This is a genomic window from Streptosporangium sp. DT93, assembly GCF_049844535.1.
Taxonomy (GTDB): Bacteria; Actinomycetota; Actinomycetes; order Streptosporangiales; family Streptosporangiaceae; genus Streptosporangium.
This window is the reverse complement of the sequence record NZ_JBNCLF010000009.1, coordinates 62189-80159: the sequence shown is the minus strand read 5'-3', so window position 1 is coordinate 80159 and position 17971 is coordinate 62189. Positions and strand designations below refer to the sequence as shown.

Below are 17971 nucleotides of genomic sequence, written 5' to 3'. Positions count from 1 at the left end.
GGGAACGCGACGTTCGGCTGTGCCGGGGGGTCGCCGGGTGATTGAATCCGGGCATGTCGTTCGACGTGTTGATCAGTGGCGGCCGGGTACTGGACGGCACCGGGGCCCCTGCCCACCGGGCCGACGTCGGCGTCACCGGGGACCGGATCACCGCCGTGGGCCGCCTGAACGGCGCCGAGGCCGCGATCACGATCGACGCCGCCGGACGCCACGTGATGCCCGGCCTCGTCGACTGCCACGTCCACGGCGACGCCCTCGTCCTGGACCCGGCCGTGCAGCTCGCCGCGCTCCGGCAGGGGGTGACCACGTTCGTGCTCGGCCAGGACGGGCTCTCCTACGCGCCCTGCGCCACCCCGGAGACCTTCGCCTACGTCACCCGGTACTTCGCCGCGATCAACGGCCCCCACCCCCTCGCCGACGGGCCGCTCGGCGTCGCCGAACTGCTCGCGGGCTACGACAGGGCGACCGCGCTGAACACCGCCTACCTGCTGCCGCACGGCACGATCCGGCACGACGTGATGGGCGCCGCCGAACGCGCCGCCACCGCCGGGGAGCTGACCGCCATGCTGGCCCGCGTCGAGCGCGGCCTGTCCGAGGGGGCGGTCGGCCTGTCCAGCGGCCTGGAGTACGCCCCGGGACGCTACGCCGACGCCGCCGAGCTCGCCGCCCTCTGCGCGCCGCTGGACCACCTGCCGTACGTGACGCACATGCGCGCCTACGGCGCGGCGGCCCCGGAGGGGATGGCCGAGGTGGCCGACATCGCCCGGCGCTCGGGCGCGGCCGTGCACGTCTCGCACTACCACGGCCCGGCCGCCACGCTGCTGCCGCTGGTCGACGAGGCCCGCCTGCGAGGGCTGGACGTCACCTTCGACACCTACCCCTACCTGCGCGGCAGCACGATCCTGTCGATGCTCGCGCTGCCCGCGTGGATCCCGGCCGCCGACACCGGCCGCGCGCTGGAGATGCTGGACTCCCGGCCGGTCGAGTGGGACGAGACGCTCTGGCCCAGGATCACCTTCTCGCACGTGCCCGGCGCCGAGTGGGCCGAGGGGCTGACCCTGCCCGAGGCCGCCGCCGGGGCCGGTCTGGAGCCGGGGGAGTTCTGCCGCCGGATCCTGATCGACACCCGGCTGGAGGCCGGATGCGTGGTGGCCCGCCCCGACGAGGGCGCGGGCGGCGAGGAGTCGGTCCGCGCGATCCTGCGCCACCCGGCCCACACCGGTGGCTCCGACGGCATCTACGTGGGCGGCCACCCGCACCCCCGGGCGTACGGGGCGTTCGCCCGGATGCTCGGCCACCACGTGCGCGAGACCGGCGACTGGACCCTGGAGCAGGCGGTCGTCCACCTCGCCTCGCACCCGGCCCGCCGCTTCGGCCTGCGCGACCGCGGCCTCGTCCGCGCCGGGCAGGTCGCCGACCTGGCCGTCCTGGACGCCGCCGGGGTCGCCGACCTGGCGACCTACGCCGCGCCGCGCACGCTCGCGACGGGCGTCGGCGACGTCCTCGTCCGCGGGGTGCCGGTCCTCGCCGCGGGACGGCTCACCGGAGCCACCCCGGGCAGGGCCCTGCGACCCTGAGACCCGTCCCCCGAGAGGTCCGCGCGGGTCGCCGGGGTTCCGCGCGACCCCCGTACCAGGGACCCCGCGGCGGTCGCCGGGACCCGTCCCCGCAGGGGGCGCCGTGAGGATAGGGTCCTCAGGGCGGACGAGGGGGACGTGATCTCCCATGCCCGGACATCGGCGGCCCGGCCACCGGCCCCGGGGCGAGCACAGGCAGGAGCGGGCATGTGAAGGGGATCGTGGACCCCGGCGGGGCCGTGGGGGCGTCACTGTTCGGCGGGGCGTTCACCTTCCCCGTGATGGTGGCCCGCCGCGACGCGCTGGAGCACAACATCGCCACCCTCGCGACCTTCACCCGCGAGTACGGGATGATCTTCGCCCCGCACGCCAAGACCACCATGTCGCCCGAGCTGGTCGCGGCGCAGCTGGAGGCCGGCGCGTGGGGCATGACGGTCGCCACCCCCAGCCAGGCGCTCACCCTGCGCGAGTTCGGCGTCCGCCGGATCGTGCTGGCCAACCAGGTCTTCGACCCGGCCGGTCTCGACGCGCTGGCCGCGGACCTCGCCGGGGACGAGACGTTCGAGTTCCTCTGCTTCGTCGACTCGGCGGCCGGGGTCGAGACGCTCTCCCGGCACGCCGGGCCCAGGCCGTTCCGGGTGCTGGCCGAGCTGGGCCACCCGGGCGGGCGGGGCGGCAGCCGCACCCTGGAGCACCTGCTGGAGGTCGCCTCGGCGGCGCAGGCGGCCGACGGCGTGGAACTCGCGGGCGTCGCCGGGTACGAGGGGTCGCTGGGCTCGGCCGGTGAGGTCCGGGCCTACCTGCACCGGCTGCTGGAGGCGCTGGAGCACCTGCGGGTCCGCGACCCGATCCTGTCGGTGGGCGGCAGCCAGTGGTTCGACGTGATCGGCCGCGAGCTCGTCACCTGCCAGGCCAGGGTCATGCTGCGCAGCGGCGCCTACGTCTCCCACGACGACGGCTACTACCGCGAGCGCACCCCGTACACCCGGATGGACGGGGAGCTGCGCGCGGCCCTGGAGATCTGGGCACACGTGCTGAGCGTCCCCGAACCGGGCCTGGCCGTGGTCGGGTTCGGCAAGCGGGACGCGCCGTTCGACGAGGGCCTGCCGATCCCGCGCGGCGCCGTCGCCGACGCGACCGTGCTCAGGGTCCAGGACCAGCACACGCTCCTGGAGCTGGCCCCGGGGTCGCCGGTGAGACCGGGTGACCTGGTGTCGTTCGGCATCTCCCACCCGTGCACCGCCTTCGACAAGTGGCGGGTCATGCCCGTGGTCGACGAGGACCACGTCGTCGTCGGCCTGCTGAACACCTGCTTCTGACCTTTCTTGTTCCGTGTCCTTCACCGCTGAGGAGTGTCCCGATATGAGCGCCAAGCAGGAACTGCGGACCGACGAGGGCGCCGCGCCCGTGGGGGCCTACTCGCAGGGCCTGGTGGTCGGCGACTTCGTCTACACCTCGGGCATGGGGCCGCTGAGCCCCGAGACCGGGGAGGTCGTCGGCGCCGACGTGGCCGAGCAGACCCACCAGGTGATGCGCAACCTCGGCGCGGTCCTGGCCGCGCACGGACTCGGCTTCGACGACGTGGTCAAGTCGACCGTGCACCTGCAGCACCTCAAGCGCGACTTCGCCGCCTACAACGAGGTCTACAAGTCGTACTTCACCCGCCCCTACCCGGTGCGCACGACCGTCGGCTCGGAGCTGATGGACATCCTCGTCGAGATCGACTTCGTGGCCCACCGGCCGCGTTAGAGTCTGACCGACTTCAGGGAGGGCGACGGCTTGGACAGCTCGCTATACGTCTATGTCGAGGACGTACGCGGGGAGGGCCTGGAGGCGGTCCTCGACCGGATCACCGGGTACGGGGTGCGGGGGGTGACCGTGGCCGCGGCCTATCACCGCGCCCGCGACGTCACCCCGCACGGCCGCTCCCGGGTGACGATCCGCCGGGACGGCGCGCACTTCACGCCGCCCGCCGACCTCTTCGACGAGCTGCGGCTGGCCCCGCCGCTCCAGGACGGGGCCGCCGAGGAGCCGCTGGCCGCGCTGCGCGAGGCCACCGCCGGGCGCGGGCTGGCCCTGCACGGCTGGACCGTCTTCCTGCGGAACGCCACGCTCGGCCTGGCCGAGCCCGACGTGACCGTGCGCAACTGCTTCGGCGACCGCGGCTCGCCCGCGGACCTGTGCCCCTCCCACCCGGACGTGCGCCTGTACGCGGTGGCGCTGGGCCGGGCCGTGGCCAGGCAGGGCGTCGACAGCGTGGTGGCCGAGGCGCTGCACTTCGGCACCTTCGGCCACGGCTGTCGTCACGAGCGCAGCTTCGTCCCGCTCGGGCCGATGGACGCGTTCCTGCTCGGCCTGTGCTTCTGCGGTTTCTGCATGCGCCGCGCCGCCGACCTGGGCGTCAACGCCGAGGTGGCGCGGGAGGAGTGCTCCAGGATCGTCGGCGCGGTGCTCGACGGCGCCCAGCCCGCGCAGGGCGAGGTGACCCGCGCGGCACTGACCGCGTACGCGGGCCCCGAGGTGGTCGCGTACGCGCGGGCCCGCTCGGAGACGGTGACCTCGCTGGTCTCCGACGTCTCCACCGCGGTCACCGCCGAGGGCTCGCGGCTCGTCTTCCTGGACGCCACCGGCGCGGTCAAGGGGTACGGCGACGGCCTGCCCTCCTCCGGGCTCGCGGCGCACGACTCCTGGCAGCTCGGCGTCGACCTGGTCGCCCTGGGAGACCTGGTGCCCTCGCTCGGCGTGCTCGCCTACGCCCGCGACGCGGCCAGGGTCGCCGAGGACGTGGTCGCCTACCGCCGCTCGACCGGCAAGGACAGGGAGCTGCGGGTCGTGCTGCGCCCCGGCCTTCCCGACACCGACTCGGCCGAACGCCTCGCCGCCAAGGTCCGCGCCGTACGGGCGGCGGGCGCCGACGCGGTCGACTTCTACGCGTACGGGCTGCTGCCCTACCCGATCCTGGACCGCATCCCGGGCGCGCTGCCGGCCTGAGCGGGGGGCCGCCCGGCCGGACCTCGTCCCGGGGTCCAGGCTGCCGCGGCGCTCGGCGTCGCCCCGCATCGTCAACGTCTCCCGCGGCGTCGCCTCCCTGACCCGGCAGGCGGACCCGGACATCGAGATCGGCCCGATCATGGCGGCCTACGCGCCGTCGGATGGAACGGCCTCTTTCGGTGGAGCGGCCTCTTCCGGTGAAACGGCACTCTCAGGGGGAGTGGCCCCATCAGGTGGAGGAAGCGGTTCCCTCAGGTGGAGCGGCCGGCGAGTGCGGTCGCGACGCCCAGGCCCAGGTAGACGACCCCGCTGAGGTTGCCGATCATGGTCGACCGGGTCCGCAGCCGCCTGCCGAGGGCGTCCGCGGTCAGGGCGTAGACCAGGTCGGAGACCAGGCCCAGGAACAGCAGGGTCCCGCCCAGGACGGCGATCTGCAACGGCACCGCGCCCGCCTCGGGCTCCACGAACTGCGGGAGGAAGGCCAGGAAGAAGAGGATCACCTTGGGATTGAGCACGTTGACCACGACGCCCTCGAAGAAGACCGACCGCAGCGGCTGCGGCGCGGCCTCCTCGGCCGCGAGCTCCTGCCTGCTCGTCAGCGCCCGGACACCCAGGTAGACCAGGTACGCCACCCCGGCCCACTTGATCACGTTGAACAGGGTGGCGGAGCGTGCGACCACGTACGAGAGACCCGCCGCCGCGGCGGCGATGTGCACCAGCGTGCCCACCTCCACGCCGAACGCACTGGCCACGCCCGCGGCGCGACCCTGCGAGACGGCGCGGGTGATGATGTAGATGTGGTTGGGGCCCGGCACCAGGACCAGGGCCAGGGACGCCACCGCGAAGACGAGCAGCGTGGATGGGGAGATCATGTCCCCGACCCTAGGGTCGGGAGGACGGCCGGGGTCAGGGCCAATGCGCGGTCGCCGCGGTGGACCAATCGGCCCCTCCGGAGGCCCTGGGGCGCGTCGAGCCCCCCCGCCGGGACCGACGAGCCTCGCCGGACTGTCGGGCTGCGGGACCGTCGAGCCCTTGGGTTCCGCTGCCGGACCGCCGGGCCCCAACGCTCGTCCGCGAGTATCGAGCCGCCAGGTCGCCGGCCGCCGGTGCTCGTCCGTGGGTGTCGGAGCCGCATGCCATACTCGCCGACGTGGGGTGGCAGAGCACGCGGAGCGCGCTGATCGGGAGATCCGCGGAGCTCCGTCGACTGACCGAGGTGCTCGACGCCGCCGCCGCCGGACAGGCCGGGGTCGCCCTGCTGGGCGGTGACGCGGGCATCGGCAAGACCAGGATGATCACCGAGCTGGCCGGGCGGGCGGCCTCCGCCGGGTTCGCCGTGCTCGTCGGGCAGTGCGCCGAGCTCGGTGACGCCCTGCCGTACCTCCCGCTCGCCGACGCCCTGCGCTCCGCGCGCGGGGAGCTCCGCGCGGCACTCGACGCGCGGCCGGTCCTGGGCAGGCTGCTGCCCGGAGGCACCGACCCGGGCAGCGAGAGCACCTCCGCCCTGAACCAGCAGCAGCTCTTCGGCTCGGTGCTCGGCTTCCTGTCCGCGCACCCCGTGCTGCTGGTCCTGGAGGACCTGCACTGGGCCGACCAGTCCACGCGTGACCTGCTGGTCTTCCTCAGCCGGATGCTGCAGACCGAGCGCGTCTGCCTCGTCGGCACCTACCGCACCGACGACCTCCACCGCAGGCACCCGATGCGCCGGGTCCTCGCCGAGCTCAACCGCCTGCCCTCGGTGACCTCGGTGGAGCTGAGCCCTCTCGACCGCCACGACATGACCGACTACCTGGCCGCGCTCGGCGGCACCGACCCGCGCGTGATGGGGGAGGTGGTCGACCGGGCCGAGGGCAACCCGTTCTACGCCGAGGAGCTGCTGGAGGCCGCCTCCGACGGGTCCCTGATGACCGAGGGCCTGGCCGGGCTGCTGCTCTCCCGCACCGAGCTGCTCTCCGACCCCGCGCAGCGGGTGCTCCGCGGCGCGGCCGTCGCGGGCCGCCGGGCCGACCACGACCTGCTCCAGCGGGCCTCCGGCCTGGACGACCTGGCCTTCGAGGAGGCCATGCGGGAGATCGTCTCGCGCGGCCTGCTCCGCCCCGACGGGAACTACGGCTACGCCTTCCGTCACGCGCTCCTGCAGGAGGCCGTCTACAACGACCTGCTGCCGGGCGAGCGGACCAGGATGCACGGCGAGTTCGCCCGCCTGCTGACCGCCAGGGAAGGTTCCGCGGCCGAGCTCGCCCACCACTACCTGGCCGGGCACGACCTGCCCGAGGCGCTGGCGGCGTCCGTGGAGGCCGGGCGCAGGGCCGAGCGGCTGGGCGCTCCCGCCGAGGCGCACCGTCACTTCGACCGGGCGCTCGGCCTGTGGGACCGGGTGCCGGACGCCGAGCACAGGGCCGGGCTCGACCACGTGAGCCTGGCGGTCCGCAGCGCCACCGCCGCGGCCGACAGCGGGGACAACCACCGGGCGGTCTCCCAGTTGCGGCGGCTCCCGCCCTCCGCCGAGATCAACGAGCGGCTGTCGTACATCCTCATCGACGTCGACGACCTGGAAGGGGCGATGGTCGCCGCGCACGCCGCGGTCGAGACGGCCCCCGAGGGGGCCCCGCTCGCCAGGGCCCTCGCCACCTACGCCCGCTCGCTCCAGTGGAGCGAGCGGCACGAGGAGGTCGAGCCCATGGCCACGCGTGCCCTGGAGGTGGCCCGCGCGAGCGGCGCCGCCGACGCCGAGACCAGCGCGCTGATCACGCTCGCCGCGCTGGCCGCGCTCGCCGACGACATCCCCCGGGCCAAGGACCTGCTCGCCTGCGCCACCGCGGAGAGCTCCGGCAACCTCGCCGTCGACCTGCGGGCCATCTTCAACCAGGCCCGCGTCCAGTACGAGATCGGCGACCTCGCCGAGGCCGCGGTCACCGCCGACCGGGGGCTGCGGCTGTCCCACGAGACCGGGCTCAACTGGAGCACCTTCGGCACCGACCTGCGTTTCCTGCGCCTGCTGATCCACTATGTCGCCGGGGAGTGGGAGGCGGCCGAGAAGGTCGCCTCGGAGTTCGCCGTCCGCGTCGGCACCCCGGCCGAGGCACTCCTGTCGTCCTTCGCGCTCTTCGTCGAGGTCGCCAGGGGCCTGCCCGTCGTCGAGGAACGCCTGTCCTGGCTGGAGCACTTCTGGCCGGGCGACCCCCTGGTGAACGCCATGGCCCGCGGCCTGGCCGCCGAGCACGCCCTGTGGCACGGCGAGGCCGGGACCGCCCTCGAACACGCCCGCGCGGCACTCGACGGCCTTCCCGGCAACGACCCCGCCGCGATCCGGCTCAGCGGCACCGCCCTGTGGGCCCTGGCCGACCTGGGACGTCCCGGCGAGGCCGACGCCTTCCTGGAGCGAGCCCGCACGCCCGCGGCCATCGGCCCCGGATCGGTCCGCCGGGGCCCGCTCGGGCCCGAGGGCCTGGCCTGGCTCGCCAGGGCCGAGGCCGAATGGCACCGCGCGCACGGCCGCCTCGACGTCGCGGCGTGGCGCGCGGTGGTCGAGGCGTTCGACTTCGGGTTCGTCTACGAGGTCGCGCGCTCGCGCCTGAGGCTGACCGAGGCGCTGCTCGCCGCCGGGGACCGTGCCGAGGCGCAGAGGGAGTGGGAGCTCGCGGTCGAGGCCGCCGCGTCCCTGCGCGCGGAGCCGCTCGCCGCGGCCCTGGCCGAGCTGGGCCGCAGGGCCCGCCTCTCCTCCGCACGATCGCCCGCGGGCGCCGAGGAGCCGGGCGGTGCTCCCGGAGCCCGCGGTGCCTCCGGTGCCCCCAGGTCTCCCGGTGCCCCCGGTGGCCCGTCGCCGCTCACCGCCCGCGAGCGCGAGGTGCTGGCCCTGGTGGCGCAGGGACTGCCCAACCGTGAGATCGGGGAGCGGCTGTTCATCGCGCCGAAGACGGTCAGCGTGCACGTCTCCAACATTCTCGCCAAACTGGGCGTCTCCTCCCGCACCCAGGCCGCGGCCGTGGCCCACAGGGACGATCTTCTCTGACGGCCGGGACGAAGGCGTCCGGCGTGACACGAAGGGCGTTCCGGTGAGGCGCGGCGGTCAGGTGCCGTTCCGGCCGCTGCGCGCGGTCCGCGCCGTCGAGGCCAGATCCCGTACGACCTGGATCAGCTCGGCCGGGTCGAAGGGTTTCGTGAGGTAGGCGTCGACCCCGATCCCGAGGCCTCGCCGCTTGTCGTCCTCCTGCGCCCTCGCGGTGATCAGGACCACCTTGATGTGGCCGGTCCTCGCACCGTTCCTCAGCCTGGTGGCGGTCATCCAGCCGTCCAGACGGGGCATCATGACGTCCAGCGTGATGACGTCGGGCATCACGTCCAGCACCCGATCGAGGCAGTCCTGCCCGTCGGAGGCCGTGTCGACCTGGAACCCCTCCAGGGTCAGGTTGACCGCGATGAGCTGCCGGATGACGTCGTCGTCATCCACTACCAACACCCTGCCCAGAACCTCTCCCACGGGCGTGAGGCTAATCGCTCCACCGCCTCTCCGCGCGGGTTTCCGCGGATCCCACGGGCGTGAGGCCGATCGCCCCACCGCCTCTCCACGCGGGTTTCCGCGGATGTCCGCGTACCCGGATCGCGGGCGACGGGAACCCGCCCCGGGTCGTGGTCAAACGGTTGGACAAGACGTGTCCGGAGTTGTTAGCTTGCGCCCATGTCCAGCCCCGAGGCGTCAAGACTCTAGCCACCGGTCGTCCGGTGGCCGCCCACGTCGTCGCGTCGAAGCTCCGTGGCCGTCGAGGCCGCGATCGTTGCCGTCCGCGACCACTGCCACCGGATCACCGTAGGGCGGGCCGTGTCCGACCCGAGCCGTGCGTCACCTCCGTGACGCCGGCGGGTCCTTCCACGCGGTGGCCGCGCCCCCGGTCGGACGGTCCGTCTCCCGGCGCCGACGCGGGTGGCGTCGCGGCCCACCGCTCCCTTGCCGATCCACGATGTGATCGCGGAGTCTTCTCATGCCATTCGTTGTATACATGCTCGGGCTGGCGGTCTTCGCCCAGGGAACGTCCGAGTTCATGCTGTCCGGCCTCGTACCGGACATCGCACGGGACATGCACGTGTCCATCCCGGCCGCCGGGTTGCTGACCTCCGCGTTCGCGGCGGGGATGATCGTCGGCGCGCCGCTGATGGCGATCCTGAGCCTGCGCCGGTCACGACGACGCTCGCTCCTGACGTTCCTGGTCGTCTTCCTGCTCGTCCACGTCCTCGGCGCGGTCACCACCGACTTCGGGGTACTGGTGGCCACACGGGTCGTCGGGGCGCTGGCGAGCGCCGGATTCCTGGCGGTGGCCCTGGCGACCGCGACCGGTACGGTCGCGCCGAACGCCAAGGGCCGCGCCACCTCCGTCCTGCTCGGTGGCGTCACCCTCGCCTGCGTCGTGGGCGTTCCCGCCGGTGCGCTGCTCGGTCAGCTGTGGGGGTGGCGGTCGGCGTTCTGGGCGGTGGCCCTCGTGTCGGTGCCGGCCGTCGTCGCGATCCTGCGGACGGTCCCGGCCGGAGACCCCGGCTCCTCCCGTACGAGCGTGCGCGGGGAACTGGGCTCGCTGCGCGACCGGCGGCTCCTGGTGATCCTGCTGCTGGGAGCCCTCGTGAACGGCGCGACGTTCTGCACGTTCACCTACCTCGCGCCGTTGGTCACCACCGTCACCGGAATCGGATCGGCGTGGGTGCCCGCCGTGCTGGCGCTCTTCGGCCTGGGGTCGTTCCTCGGGGTCACCGTCGGGGGCCGCGTCGCCGACACGCGACCCGTCCCGTTCCTGGTGACCGGCGGGGTGGCCCTGCTCGCCGGCTGGGCGGTGTTCGCGGTGACCGCAGGGAACCCGGTGGCGGCGATCGTGCTCGTCTTCGTCCAGGGAACCCTGGCGTTCGCCGTCGGGTCGGTGTTGATCTCACAGGCGCTCTACGCGGCGACCGGGGCGCCGACCCTGGCCGGGGGGTTCGCCACGGCCGCGTTCAACGTGGGCGCCGCGATCGGCCCCTGGGTCGGCGGGCTTTCCATCGGCGCGGGACTCGGGTACCGCTCGCCACTGTGGGTCAGCGCGTCGCTGGTGGCCCTCGCGCTCGTCACCGCCGGCGGAGCCCGGCTGCTCCGGCGCGGGACGGCGGAACCTCACGAGGACCTCGCCACGGCGTAGCCGCCTTCACCGCACGGTCGCGCACCGGATCCGCCGGCGTCACGTGATCTTCAAGGAGGCCGGGGATCGTCCCGCGCGGTCCCTTCGGTCCGCGCGGGACCTCCGGTCCTTCTCGATGGCACCGGCCGCCCCCGTACTCCCGGTTCATTCGTCCCGGTCCCGCCCACCTCCTTGGTGAGCTCCGCCAGCAGGGCGAATCCGGAGCGGTCCACCGAGATCGCGGTCGCGGACATGACGACGACACCGGTACCGGCCTCCCGGTCGATCCCGAGCCACGTGCGGAACCCGCCGGTACCGCCGTTGTGCCAGGTGACGAGACGCCCGTCCTTTCGAAGACGACCCACGCGGCGCCGAACGGCCTCGCGGGTGACGAGCGCGGGCGCGCCCGCGGTCGAGGCAGCCTCGGCGTGGGGTACGGCGCCGCGCGTCACGCGGTGGTTCCGAGCCCGCTCGATCCGAGCCCGGGCTTGCGTCTGCCCGGCTGGCGTCCGTCTCCCACCGTTCATGCGTCAACCCTAGTTGACATTTTGATCTGGGGGCAACCGAGCCTGCAGGCAGGGTGTGCACGTCCTCGCCGGAGATCCCCGCCGTGGGGCGGAACTTCGGAGCACTCGGGTTTTCCACAGAATCGCATTCGGCTCCGTGGGGATCAGCGCTTCCCGCGCATTCTGGGGCCTCGATCCTTCATCGAGCTCAGGAGGGCGTGCGTGATCACGAAACTCGCCACCGTCACCATCCTCTCGGCGGTCCTCACGGGGAGCCCTCAGATCCCCGTGCCCCGCCTCCCCGCAGCCGTCTGCGACCTCTGGATCCGCCTGCTCTCCCCGCTCCTGCGGGCCGCCCCGCCGGGCGTCGCCACCCGACCTCCCCGGGAGGCGTACGCCGTCTTCTCCGCCGCCTGCGGGACCGTGTCTCCGACATCTCCGACATCTCCGGCGTCTTCACCGTCTTTCTCGTCGCCCGTCCCTCCGGCCACGGACGGAGACCGGCCGTCACTCCTTCCGTGGACCGATACCGGGCGGCCAATGATCGTCCCCGATCCGGAAGGCAGGTGGCCGACGGAGCCTCCGGCCGGGAACGACCGCTCGACGGAGCCCACGATGGAGAACGACCGGTCGACGGAGTCCGCGATCGTGAGCGGGTGGCCGATGGAATTCACGGCCGAGAACGATCGGCCTGCGGAGTCCACGGCCGCGAACAGGTGGCCGAGGGAATCCACGACCGCGAACGGACAGCCGACGGGATCCACTGCCGAGAACGGCCGGCCGACGGGGTCCACGGCCGCGAACGGGTGGCCGGGGGAAGACGCGACGCCGGATGCCCCGCCGACGACCCCCACGCTCCTCGGTGGGCCGCCGTGGGCCCCACGGAGTGGGAAGGAGACACCCCCCGGCACACGGGAGATGCCGCCCGGTGGGCCGACGTCCTCGCCGAACGGGAAGTCGCCGGTCTGGCCGAAGGGGGAGCCGTCCGCCGCCCGGAGGCAGGCACCCCCGCAACGAAGGTGGCCGTCTTCGCGGACACGCGTCCTTCCCACCCGAGGGGAGATCGCGGCCGCCGCGGCGCTCCGCCAGCTCGGCAGACCGTACGTCTGGGGAGGCGGTTCGAGCGTGGGTCCGACCGGTGGAGGCTTCGACTGCTCGGGGCTCGCCCTGCACGCCTGGTCCAAGGCGGGAGCCCGGCTCGCCCACTACACCGGCACCCAGTTCAGACAGGGCCGAAAGGTTCCCTTCTCCCGCCTCCGCCCGGGTGACCTCGTCTTCTTTGGAGGAGGCGCCAAGGACCCCACCCACGTGGGCGTCTATCTGAAGGACGGAATCATGATCCATGCTCCCAAGCGCGGTGACGTCGTCAGGGCCGTCGACTTCGCCGCCTCGCCCTACTATCGCTCCCGCTATCGGGGGGCCGTCCGCCCCTCTCCGAACTGACCAGTCGTCCCTTCGGGACCTGTCCGCCGCGCACGAGGCGATCATCGCTCACCCCGCCGCGTACCTCGAAGTGATCACGGCTCATCCCGCCGCACCCCGAGGAATGCCACCCCTCTCGGCCCTGTACCCCGAAGCGGCCACAAAACGTCTCACTCCGTCACTTGCTCCCGAACGATCACAACCTGCTCCGTCGCGTGTTCTTGGAACGACCGCATGCCCTTACTGAGCCGCCCCGACCGCCCCAGCGCCGGCCGGCCACCCCCGTGGATCCGGCGCTCCGCTGCTCCAAGGCGTCCACGGGTCCCCGTGGAGATCACCGGTTCCCTATGTGAGTGTCGGTTACCCCCAGGATGCTGGTAATGTAATCACGCGTTGGCCCCCTTAGCTCAGGGGATAGAGCACCGGCCTCCGGAGCCGGGAGCGCAAGTTCGAATCTTGCAGGGGGCACACAAGCCAGGCCAGCCCGAACATGGGCTGACCTGCAGTTAGAACGCCGAAACGGGCGGGACTCCAGTCTCACGGAGTCCCGCCCGTTCTCATTGGCGCTCACCGGTTGTGGACCATCTGTGGACCGGATCTCATGGGCTCAGCACGGCCTCTATGCGGCGGTTGTTCTGATCTTGGCGGCCGTCCAGGCACTTGGCGTAGCGCTTGAGGAGGACTTCCACACTGTTGCCCGCGCGGGCGGCTACCTCGGTCGCGTCCACCCCTGCGTTGAGCCAGGTGGACAGAGCCGCATGCCGTAGGTCGTAGGGCCGCCTGGCCAGAGGGGAGGCCACCTGCTGAGGGGTGAGAGCGAAGCTGCGGGCCTCCCTCCACACCCGCGCGTAGGTGGAAGCCCCCAGCACGCCGCCGCGCTCGTTGCAGAACAGCCGGCCGTCGGGAGCGGTTCCGAACTCCTCCAGGTGGGCTCGGAGCATGGCGACCAGTGCAGGCGGGATGGGAACCTCCCGGACCGCCCGCGTGTCACGTTGCTTCAGGCCCCGCAGGTCGTGAACCGTGCCCGTGTCCGTCCACTGCTTTCCACTGCTCGGACGGGTCTTGGCCAGGGTGAGCAGGCCCCAACCTTCCTCGGGTAAGTCGCAGTCATCTTGCCGTAGCCCTACGGCCTCGGCGGGCCGGACACCCGCGAAGTAGAGCGTGGCGTAGAAGGCCACCAGTCGGCGCCCTCGGGCACGGCGCCAACTCCCGACGTAGGACACGGAGGCGAGCAGTTCTCGCGCCTGCTCAGGGTTGACGACCGCGCGCCTGTCTACGGCGTCATCCTTGGCGATCTTCTTCTGTTTGATCCGCTTAAGCGGGTTCTCCTTGAGTTCGGCAAGGTCAATGCCGTACTCCAGCGCCGTGTTCAACCCGCGGCGCCGGCGGGCCGTGGTGTCGGCGGCGGCGGTTCGCCGGTCCAGGGTGAGGCTGAGAGCCTCGCTCACGCGGCGCGCAACGATGGGATCGGCCATGTCAGCGAGCGGGAGCGTGGATTTCTGGAGAATCCGCACGGTCGATACCAGGTCGACGGGCGCCGCCTCGCTCTCCTCGCGGGGAATCAGTGCCCATTGCATCGCGGCGCGGATCTCCTTGCGGGGCAGGTCGAGCGCCTCGCCGTCGAGCATTGCGAACGTGGCCACGGCCAAGCTGTCCACGATGCTCTCGCGGGTCTTCGCGGCGGCGCCGGGCCAGCGCATGGCGGTGTACTTCGCGGCGAAGTCGTACCAGCTCATAGGCGGTTTTTCGGCTTCCGGCGCCCGCATGGAGGCGGGCAGGCCGGTCTCGGTGTCGAACAACTCGCCTTTCTTCGCGGCCTTGAGCAGGTCGGCACGAAAGTTGTCGGCAAGTGCCTTGGTCAGGAACGCCTTGGACTTCGGCTCTGTACCGACCTTCCATCGAAGCTGGTAGGGCTTGGCGCGCCCCTTCCGGTTACGGATGCTCCACACCACCACGTCATGGGTCAACATGGACGCCCTTTCTTACGCTGCGGTGCTCTCGAAGGTGCTGAGCCAGGTGTCCAGGTCGGCACGTCGGATCTTGCGCTTGCCGTTCGGGAGCTTGAGGGACTTCGGGCCACGGCCGGTGTGCAACCAGCGGTAGAAGGTGGACTTGGGTACGTCGATCTCGTCGAGAACCTCTGCGATGGTGAGCATGTTCTTGGCTCGCGTCGCCATGGTCGTGGCTGCCTTTCGGGCGTCGTGGTCGGTGGGAGGTGAAGTCCTCGGTGACCGTGCTGGACGGTTTGCCGCCGAGGGGATCGGGCGCGGTTTGGGAGGGGTAGCCGTCCCAGCCGTCCCAGCCTCATTTGTGCTGGTCAGGCTGGGACGGCTTGTTTTGCTGGGACGGCTAAGCCGTCCCACGGACAGAAGGCGTCCCACGCTGACCTGCGATGACGAGGCTGGGACGACTGGGACGGCTACCCCCCTCGAACAGGGGGATCTCGGCGTTCTGCGGGGTGTCAGGAGCGCTGGGCGCCGGGCAGTAGCGCGCCCAGGCGTCGAGGAAATCGGCGCGCTGGTAGCCCTTGGCCTGGGTGCCGTCGAGAAAGCGGATATTGGCCGAACGGATCTCGTACTCGCGCAGGATGACGCCCAGCTTCATTGGGGTCAGGCCGGCCGGGCCGTAGTCGGCCCAGGGCGCTTCAGTGTCAGCCTTGAGTCGCTCCAGCAGAACGGCGGTCGGCAAGGCGGGATCGGTGGCGAACGCGGTGCGGCAGTCGGCCAGCAGCCGTACCCGGGTCGAGGTCTCGCCGTTGTCGTCGGCCTCGGCAGTTAAGGCGAGCACCGCAGCTCGGGCGCGCTGAGGCCAGTGGCCTCCGGCGTGGTCGGCGACGGCGACGAGGGGTTCCCAGGTGTCGGCGGCGCGGTCTTCCACCGGCATCGCCGGTTCGGCCTGCTCCAAGGTGGGCAGGTCGGCGCGCAGCCACGCGGACAGGTCTTCGGCGAGCTGGCGTAGCAGGGGGCGGTCTCGGCGGTGCCGGTAGGGAGCAACGCTCTCGCCGGGAGCGCGCCGGCGCATGCGCACGACCACGGCGCGGTCTTCGATCGTGTCGGGCATCGCGCCGATTCCGGCGAGAGCGGCCATGGCGAAGGTGGGGATGGACTCCACCCGGTTGAGCGCGGCGTCGTAGCGCTTGGCCGGTCGGTTGCGCTGATGTCCGGCGTTGAGCAGCCCTCGCAGGTCCTCGTTCCCGTCGGCCTTCGGCCCAAAGATCGTGTCGGCCTCATCGACGAGCATGGTGGGCGGGTCATCGGTGATGGAGCGGTAGACCGCGGCGCTGCTGCTGTTGACGGTGATGAACGGGTCGTGACAGGTGGCCTCGACCACGTCCAGCAGCCGGGACTTGCCGCATCGCTTTTCCGGGGCGCGGATCACCAGTCGGGGCGCGTGCGCCCAGGCGGGTTGGCCGTGGCTGGCGGCGATCCACAACACCACCGCGTCGGCGGCCTCGGGGCTCGGCAGGATGACGTAGCGGTTCAGGGCGGCCAGTAGCGCGTCAAGCAGCATCGCGCCGTGGCTGGCGGGTTCGGTTGGGGCCATGAGGTGTGCTCCCGTGGGTGCGGTTCGGGTGGTCATGCGGCCAGCGTCCGGGGACGGCGTGCGCCGTTCTTGAGCCCGGAGGCGACGGTGAGGCGGGTTTCGGTGGCGCTCAGCCCGGCATCGACCCCTCCCTGTTCAAGCAGGGTTGTGACCTCGACTTCATTGAGCGCGCCGCCTGCGACGAGCTGTCCCAGGGCGGTGGCGGCCATGTAGAGGGTGCGATTGCGCTGGCCTTCCAGGGCGGCGGCCACGCGATCCAGCTCCCCGGTGATCGCGGCTCGCAGGAAAGCGCCGCGCCGGTCATCGGGCAGGGCCAGGCGCACCGGTTTGGCCGTCGCTCGGGGCGGGGTGGCAAGCTGCTTGAACAGGGAGGGGGGCAGCGGGGCCGGGGGCGCGTTGTGGATCACCTCGTAGGTTCCGGTGCCGTCGGGCAGGTCCACGAAGCTGCCGGGACCGAGGACGTAGCCACCGTGGGCGCGGGTGTCGATGAGCCAGCCCAGCCCGTTGCCCTTGTCGCCCTCGGTGTTGCCCAGCCGGGCGCCGGCAGGGGCGGTGAAGTACAGGTGGGTGCCGCCGCGGCGGGTGCGCACGGTGAAGGTCTCGAACGGCAGGGGTTCTCCGGCGCGTTCGCAGATGACGGCCAGCACGTCGGCGCCCTCGTTGACTCCCGGCAGGTCCCAGGAAGACGGCGGGCTTTGCCCGTCCTTTCGGGTGTCGAGGTCGATCACCACGAGGTTGGAGGGGCCGCAGGCGATGCCGATGTTGTACGGGGCGCGCGACCAGCAGCGACGGATGATGTCGGGGTCGGTGGTGGCGTTGGTCTCCCAGTCGGTGAAGCCCTTGAGTGGGGGCTTGTCGCCGATGGAGACGGGGAAGACGTGCCAGCCGCGGGCGGCGGCGGCCAGCGCGTAGCGCAGCCGATCAGCGCCGGGCGGGGGGTTGTCCTGTTGCGGGTGGGTGTAGCGGCGGACGGGGATGCCGGCACGCTCGGCCAGGGCGGCGGCGTGGGTGGCACCGGGGCTGGCGTCGCGGATGAAGGCCAGGCAGACGTCTGCACCGAGGGCGACCATGTCGGCGTTGCGCAGGATGCCGGCCCGCTTGCCGTGGGTTTCCCAGTTGGCGGGGTGGCGTTCGACGTGTCCGCTCTGCTGGCGCCAGATGGTTTCGGCGATGGCGTCGGCGCCGCGCGGGCAGGCGCCGGTGATCAGGACGGCGTTGCCGTCGCCCCAGTGTTCGGCCAGGGCGGCGCGGATGGTGGGGGTGTTGGTCCAGGTGCGTGAGCCGGTGAGCAGGATGCGGCGCGCACGGTGGCGGGTGGGGGTGCTCATGCGGCTTCTTCGATCTCGGCCGGGCCGTTCTGGGTGAGGGCGGCGGCGGTGATGGCGATCTCCAGACAGACCTTGTGGGTGGGGCGGTCGTTGTCGTCGAGAAAGTGGGCGGTCTTGCCGCACGACCAGCAGGGGTCGGGGAGCGGGCCGGTCCAGGTCATGCAGTTGGTGCAGTCCTTGGGGTGGCGCGGCGGCGAGCCGGGGCCGGTGGTGATGCGCACCCGGCAGCACAAAACACAGCCTTCGCGGTGGTGACGGACGGGCCGGGGCGGGGTGTGCCAGTTGAGCAGGATGCGACCCTCGTGCAGCCGGTAGCGGCGGCCGTGGTAGGTGAGCACCTGTTCGGCGCTGATGGGGCGGGGCATGATGGATGGGCCTCTTTTCTGTGGCCTTCGGGCCGGTGATGGATTTGGGGTGAGCGGGCGCGCTCGGCGTGGGTTGACTTGGCGGTTTGGCCACGTCGGTGC

General features: G+C 72.3%; 15 protein-coding genes and 1 tRNA gene. 8 read left to right on the top strand and 8 right to left on the bottom strand.

Features of this window, described 5'->3' with window-relative positions:
- Positions 1 to 53: 53 nt before the first annotated feature.
- The 4 genes from ACLQ2R_RS20590 (at position 54) to ACLQ2R_RS20575 (ending at position 4568) form a co-directional block, all read left to right on the top strand.
- The gene (locus ACLQ2R_RS20590; protein WP_425961712.1) at positions 54 to 1577 is read left to right on the top strand and encodes an N-acyl-D-amino-acid deacylase family protein; all 1524 of its coding nucleotides are present in this window, start codon (positions 54 to 56) and stop codon (positions 1575 to 1577) included.
- 209 nt (positions 1578 to 1786) lie between these two features.
- The gene (locus ACLQ2R_RS20585) at positions 1787 to 2896 is read left to right on the top strand and encodes an alanine racemase (protein ID WP_425961711.1); all 1110 of its coding nucleotides are present in this window, start codon (positions 1787 to 1789) and stop codon (positions 2894 to 2896) included.
- A gap of 43 nt (positions 2897 to 2939) precedes the next feature.
- Entirely contained in the window at positions 2940 to 3326 is a 387-nt protein-coding gene (locus tag ACLQ2R_RS20580; RefSeq protein ID WP_425961710.1) for a Rid family detoxifying hydrolase, read from the top strand.
- A gap of 30 nt (positions 3327 to 3356) precedes the next feature.
- The gene (locus ACLQ2R_RS20575) at positions 3357 to 4568 is read left to right on the top strand and encodes a hypothetical protein (protein ID WP_425961708.1); all 1212 of its coding nucleotides are present in this window, start codon (positions 3357 to 3359) and stop codon (positions 4566 to 4568) included.
- Between the two features lie 251 nt (positions 4569 to 4819).
- Here ACLQ2R_RS20575 and ACLQ2R_RS20570 read toward each other — a convergent pair whose 3' ends face one another.
- The gene (locus ACLQ2R_RS20570; RefSeq protein WP_425961707.1) at positions 4820 to 5440 is read right to left on the bottom strand and encodes a LysE family translocator; all 621 of its coding nucleotides are present in this window, start codon (positions 5438 to 5440) and stop codon (positions 4820 to 4822) included.
- A gap of 248 nt (positions 5441 to 5688) precedes the next feature.
- Here ACLQ2R_RS20570 and ACLQ2R_RS20565 point away from each other — a divergent pair, with 248 nt between their 5' ends.
- On the top strand, positions 5689 to 8580 hold the full coding sequence (locus tag ACLQ2R_RS20565; protein ID WP_425961705.1) for a helix-turn-helix transcriptional regulator: 2892 nt from the start codon (positions 5689 to 5691) through the stop codon (positions 8578 to 8580).
- A gap of 57 nt (positions 8581 to 8637) precedes the next feature.
- On the opposite strand, the gene ACLQ2R_RS20560 is transcribed toward ACLQ2R_RS20565, so the two are convergent.
- Positions 8638 to 9027 (bottom strand): response regulator transcription factor, encoded by a 390-nt coding sequence (locus ACLQ2R_RS20560; RefSeq protein WP_425961996.1) that lies wholly within the window; start codon positions 9025 to 9027, stop codon positions 8638 to 8640.
- A 520-nt stretch (positions 9028 to 9547) separates the two neighbouring features.
- Between ACLQ2R_RS20560 and ACLQ2R_RS20555 the strand changes: the two genes are divergently transcribed.
- Positions 9548 to 10726 (top strand): Cmx/CmrA family chloramphenicol efflux MFS transporter, encoded by a 1179-nt coding sequence (locus ACLQ2R_RS20555; protein WP_425961703.1) that lies wholly within the window; start codon positions 9548 to 9550, stop codon positions 10724 to 10726.
- 763 nt (positions 10727 to 11489) lie between these two features.
- On the opposite strand, the gene ACLQ2R_RS20550 is transcribed toward ACLQ2R_RS20555, so the two are convergent.
- Positions 11490 to 12065: a hypothetical protein gene (locus ACLQ2R_RS20550; protein WP_425962017.1), complete on the bottom strand. Its 576-nt coding sequence runs from the start codon at positions 12063 to 12065 to the stop codon at positions 11490 to 11492.
- Positions 12066 to 12129: 64 nt separating this feature from the next.
- On the opposite strand from ACLQ2R_RS20550, the gene ACLQ2R_RS20545 reads away from it, so the two are divergent.
- On the top strand, positions 12130 to 12654 hold the full coding sequence (locus ACLQ2R_RS20545) for a C40 family peptidase (protein WP_425961994.1): 525 nt from the start codon (positions 12130 to 12132) through the stop codon (positions 12652 to 12654).
- A gap of 375 nt (positions 12655 to 13029) precedes the next feature.
- Positions 13030 to 13101, top strand: a tRNA-Arg gene (locus tag ACLQ2R_RS20540).
- A gap of 131 nt (positions 13102 to 13232) precedes the next feature.
- Here ACLQ2R_RS20540 and ACLQ2R_RS20535 read toward each other — a convergent pair.
- From ACLQ2R_RS20535 to ACLQ2R_RS20515, 5 genes are all read right to left on the bottom strand, one after another.
- Positions 13233 to 14603 carry a tyrosine-type recombinase/integrase gene (locus ACLQ2R_RS20535; RefSeq protein ID WP_425961701.1) on the bottom strand — a complete coding sequence of 457 codons (1371 nt, stop codon included), beginning with the start codon at positions 14601 to 14603 and terminating at the stop codon, positions 13233 to 13235.
- 12 nt (positions 14604 to 14615) lie between these two features.
- Complete coding sequence (locus ACLQ2R_RS20530; RefSeq protein WP_425961700.1) at positions 14616 to 14810, bottom strand: helix-turn-helix transcriptional regulator; 195 nt, start codon at positions 14808 to 14810, stop codon at positions 14616 to 14618.
- 172 nt (positions 14811 to 14982) lie between these two features.
- Positions 14983 to 16212 carry a DUF3631 domain-containing protein gene (locus ACLQ2R_RS20525; RefSeq protein ID WP_425961699.1) on the bottom strand — a complete coding sequence of 410 codons (1230 nt, stop codon included), beginning with the start codon at positions 16210 to 16212 and terminating at the stop codon, positions 14983 to 14985.
- Positions 16209 to 17504 carry a bifunctional DNA primase/polymerase gene (locus ACLQ2R_RS20520; protein WP_425961698.1) on the bottom strand — a complete coding sequence of 432 codons (1296 nt, stop codon included), beginning with the start codon at positions 17502 to 17504 and terminating at the stop codon, positions 16209 to 16211. Before ACLQ2R_RS20520 ends, ACLQ2R_RS20525 begins: the two co-directional genes overlap by 4 nt.
- Complete coding sequence (locus tag ACLQ2R_RS20515; protein ID WP_425961697.1) at positions 17501 to 17869, bottom strand: hypothetical protein; 369 nt, start codon at positions 17867 to 17869, stop codon at positions 17501 to 17503. Before ACLQ2R_RS20515 ends, ACLQ2R_RS20520 begins: the two co-directional genes overlap by 4 nt.
- Positions 17870 to 17971 lie beyond the last annotated feature (102 nt).

What these genes read in the sequence shown, in the direction of transcription:
- ACLQ2R_RS20590 (WP_425961712.1), top strand. Translation starts at nt 54, where the DNA reads ATGTCGTTCGACGTGTTGATCAGTGGCGGCCGGGTACTGGACGGCACC.
- ACLQ2R_RS20580 (WP_425961710.1), top strand. Translation starts at nt 2,940, where the DNA reads ATGAGCGCCAAGCAGGAACTGCGGACCGACGAGGGCGCCGCGCCCGTG.
- ACLQ2R_RS20570 (WP_425961707.1), bottom strand. Translation starts at nt 5,440, where the DNA reads ATGATCTCCCCATCCACGCTGCTCGTCTTCGCGGTGGCGTCCCTGGCC.
- ACLQ2R_RS20555 (WP_425961703.1), top strand. Translation starts at nt 9,548, where the DNA reads ATGCCATTCGTTGTATACATGCTCGGGCTGGCGGTCTTCGCCCAGGGA.
- ACLQ2R_RS20545 (WP_425961994.1), top strand. Translation starts at nt 12,130, where the DNA reads ATGCCGCCCGGTGGGCCGACGTCCTCGCCGAACGGGAAGTCGCCGGTC.
- ACLQ2R_RS20535 (WP_425961701.1), bottom strand. Translation starts at nt 14,603, where the DNA reads ATGTTGACCCATGACGTGGTGGTGTGGAGCATCCGTAACCGGAAGGGG.
- ACLQ2R_RS20530 (WP_425961700.1), bottom strand. Translation starts at nt 14,810, where the DNA reads ATGGCGACGCGAGCCAAGAACATGCTCACCATCGCAGAGGTTCTCGAC.
- ACLQ2R_RS20525 (WP_425961699.1), bottom strand. Translation starts at nt 16,212, where the DNA reads ATGACCACCCGAACCGCACCCACGGGAGCACACCTCATGGCCCCAACC.
- ACLQ2R_RS20520 (WP_425961698.1), bottom strand. Translation starts at nt 17,504, where the DNA reads ATGAGCACCCCCACCCGCCACCGTGCGCGCCGCATCCTGCTCACCGGC.
- ACLQ2R_RS20515 (WP_425961697.1), bottom strand. Translation starts at nt 17,869, where the DNA reads ATGCCCCGCCCCATCAGCGCCGAACAGGTGCTCACCTACCACGGCCGC.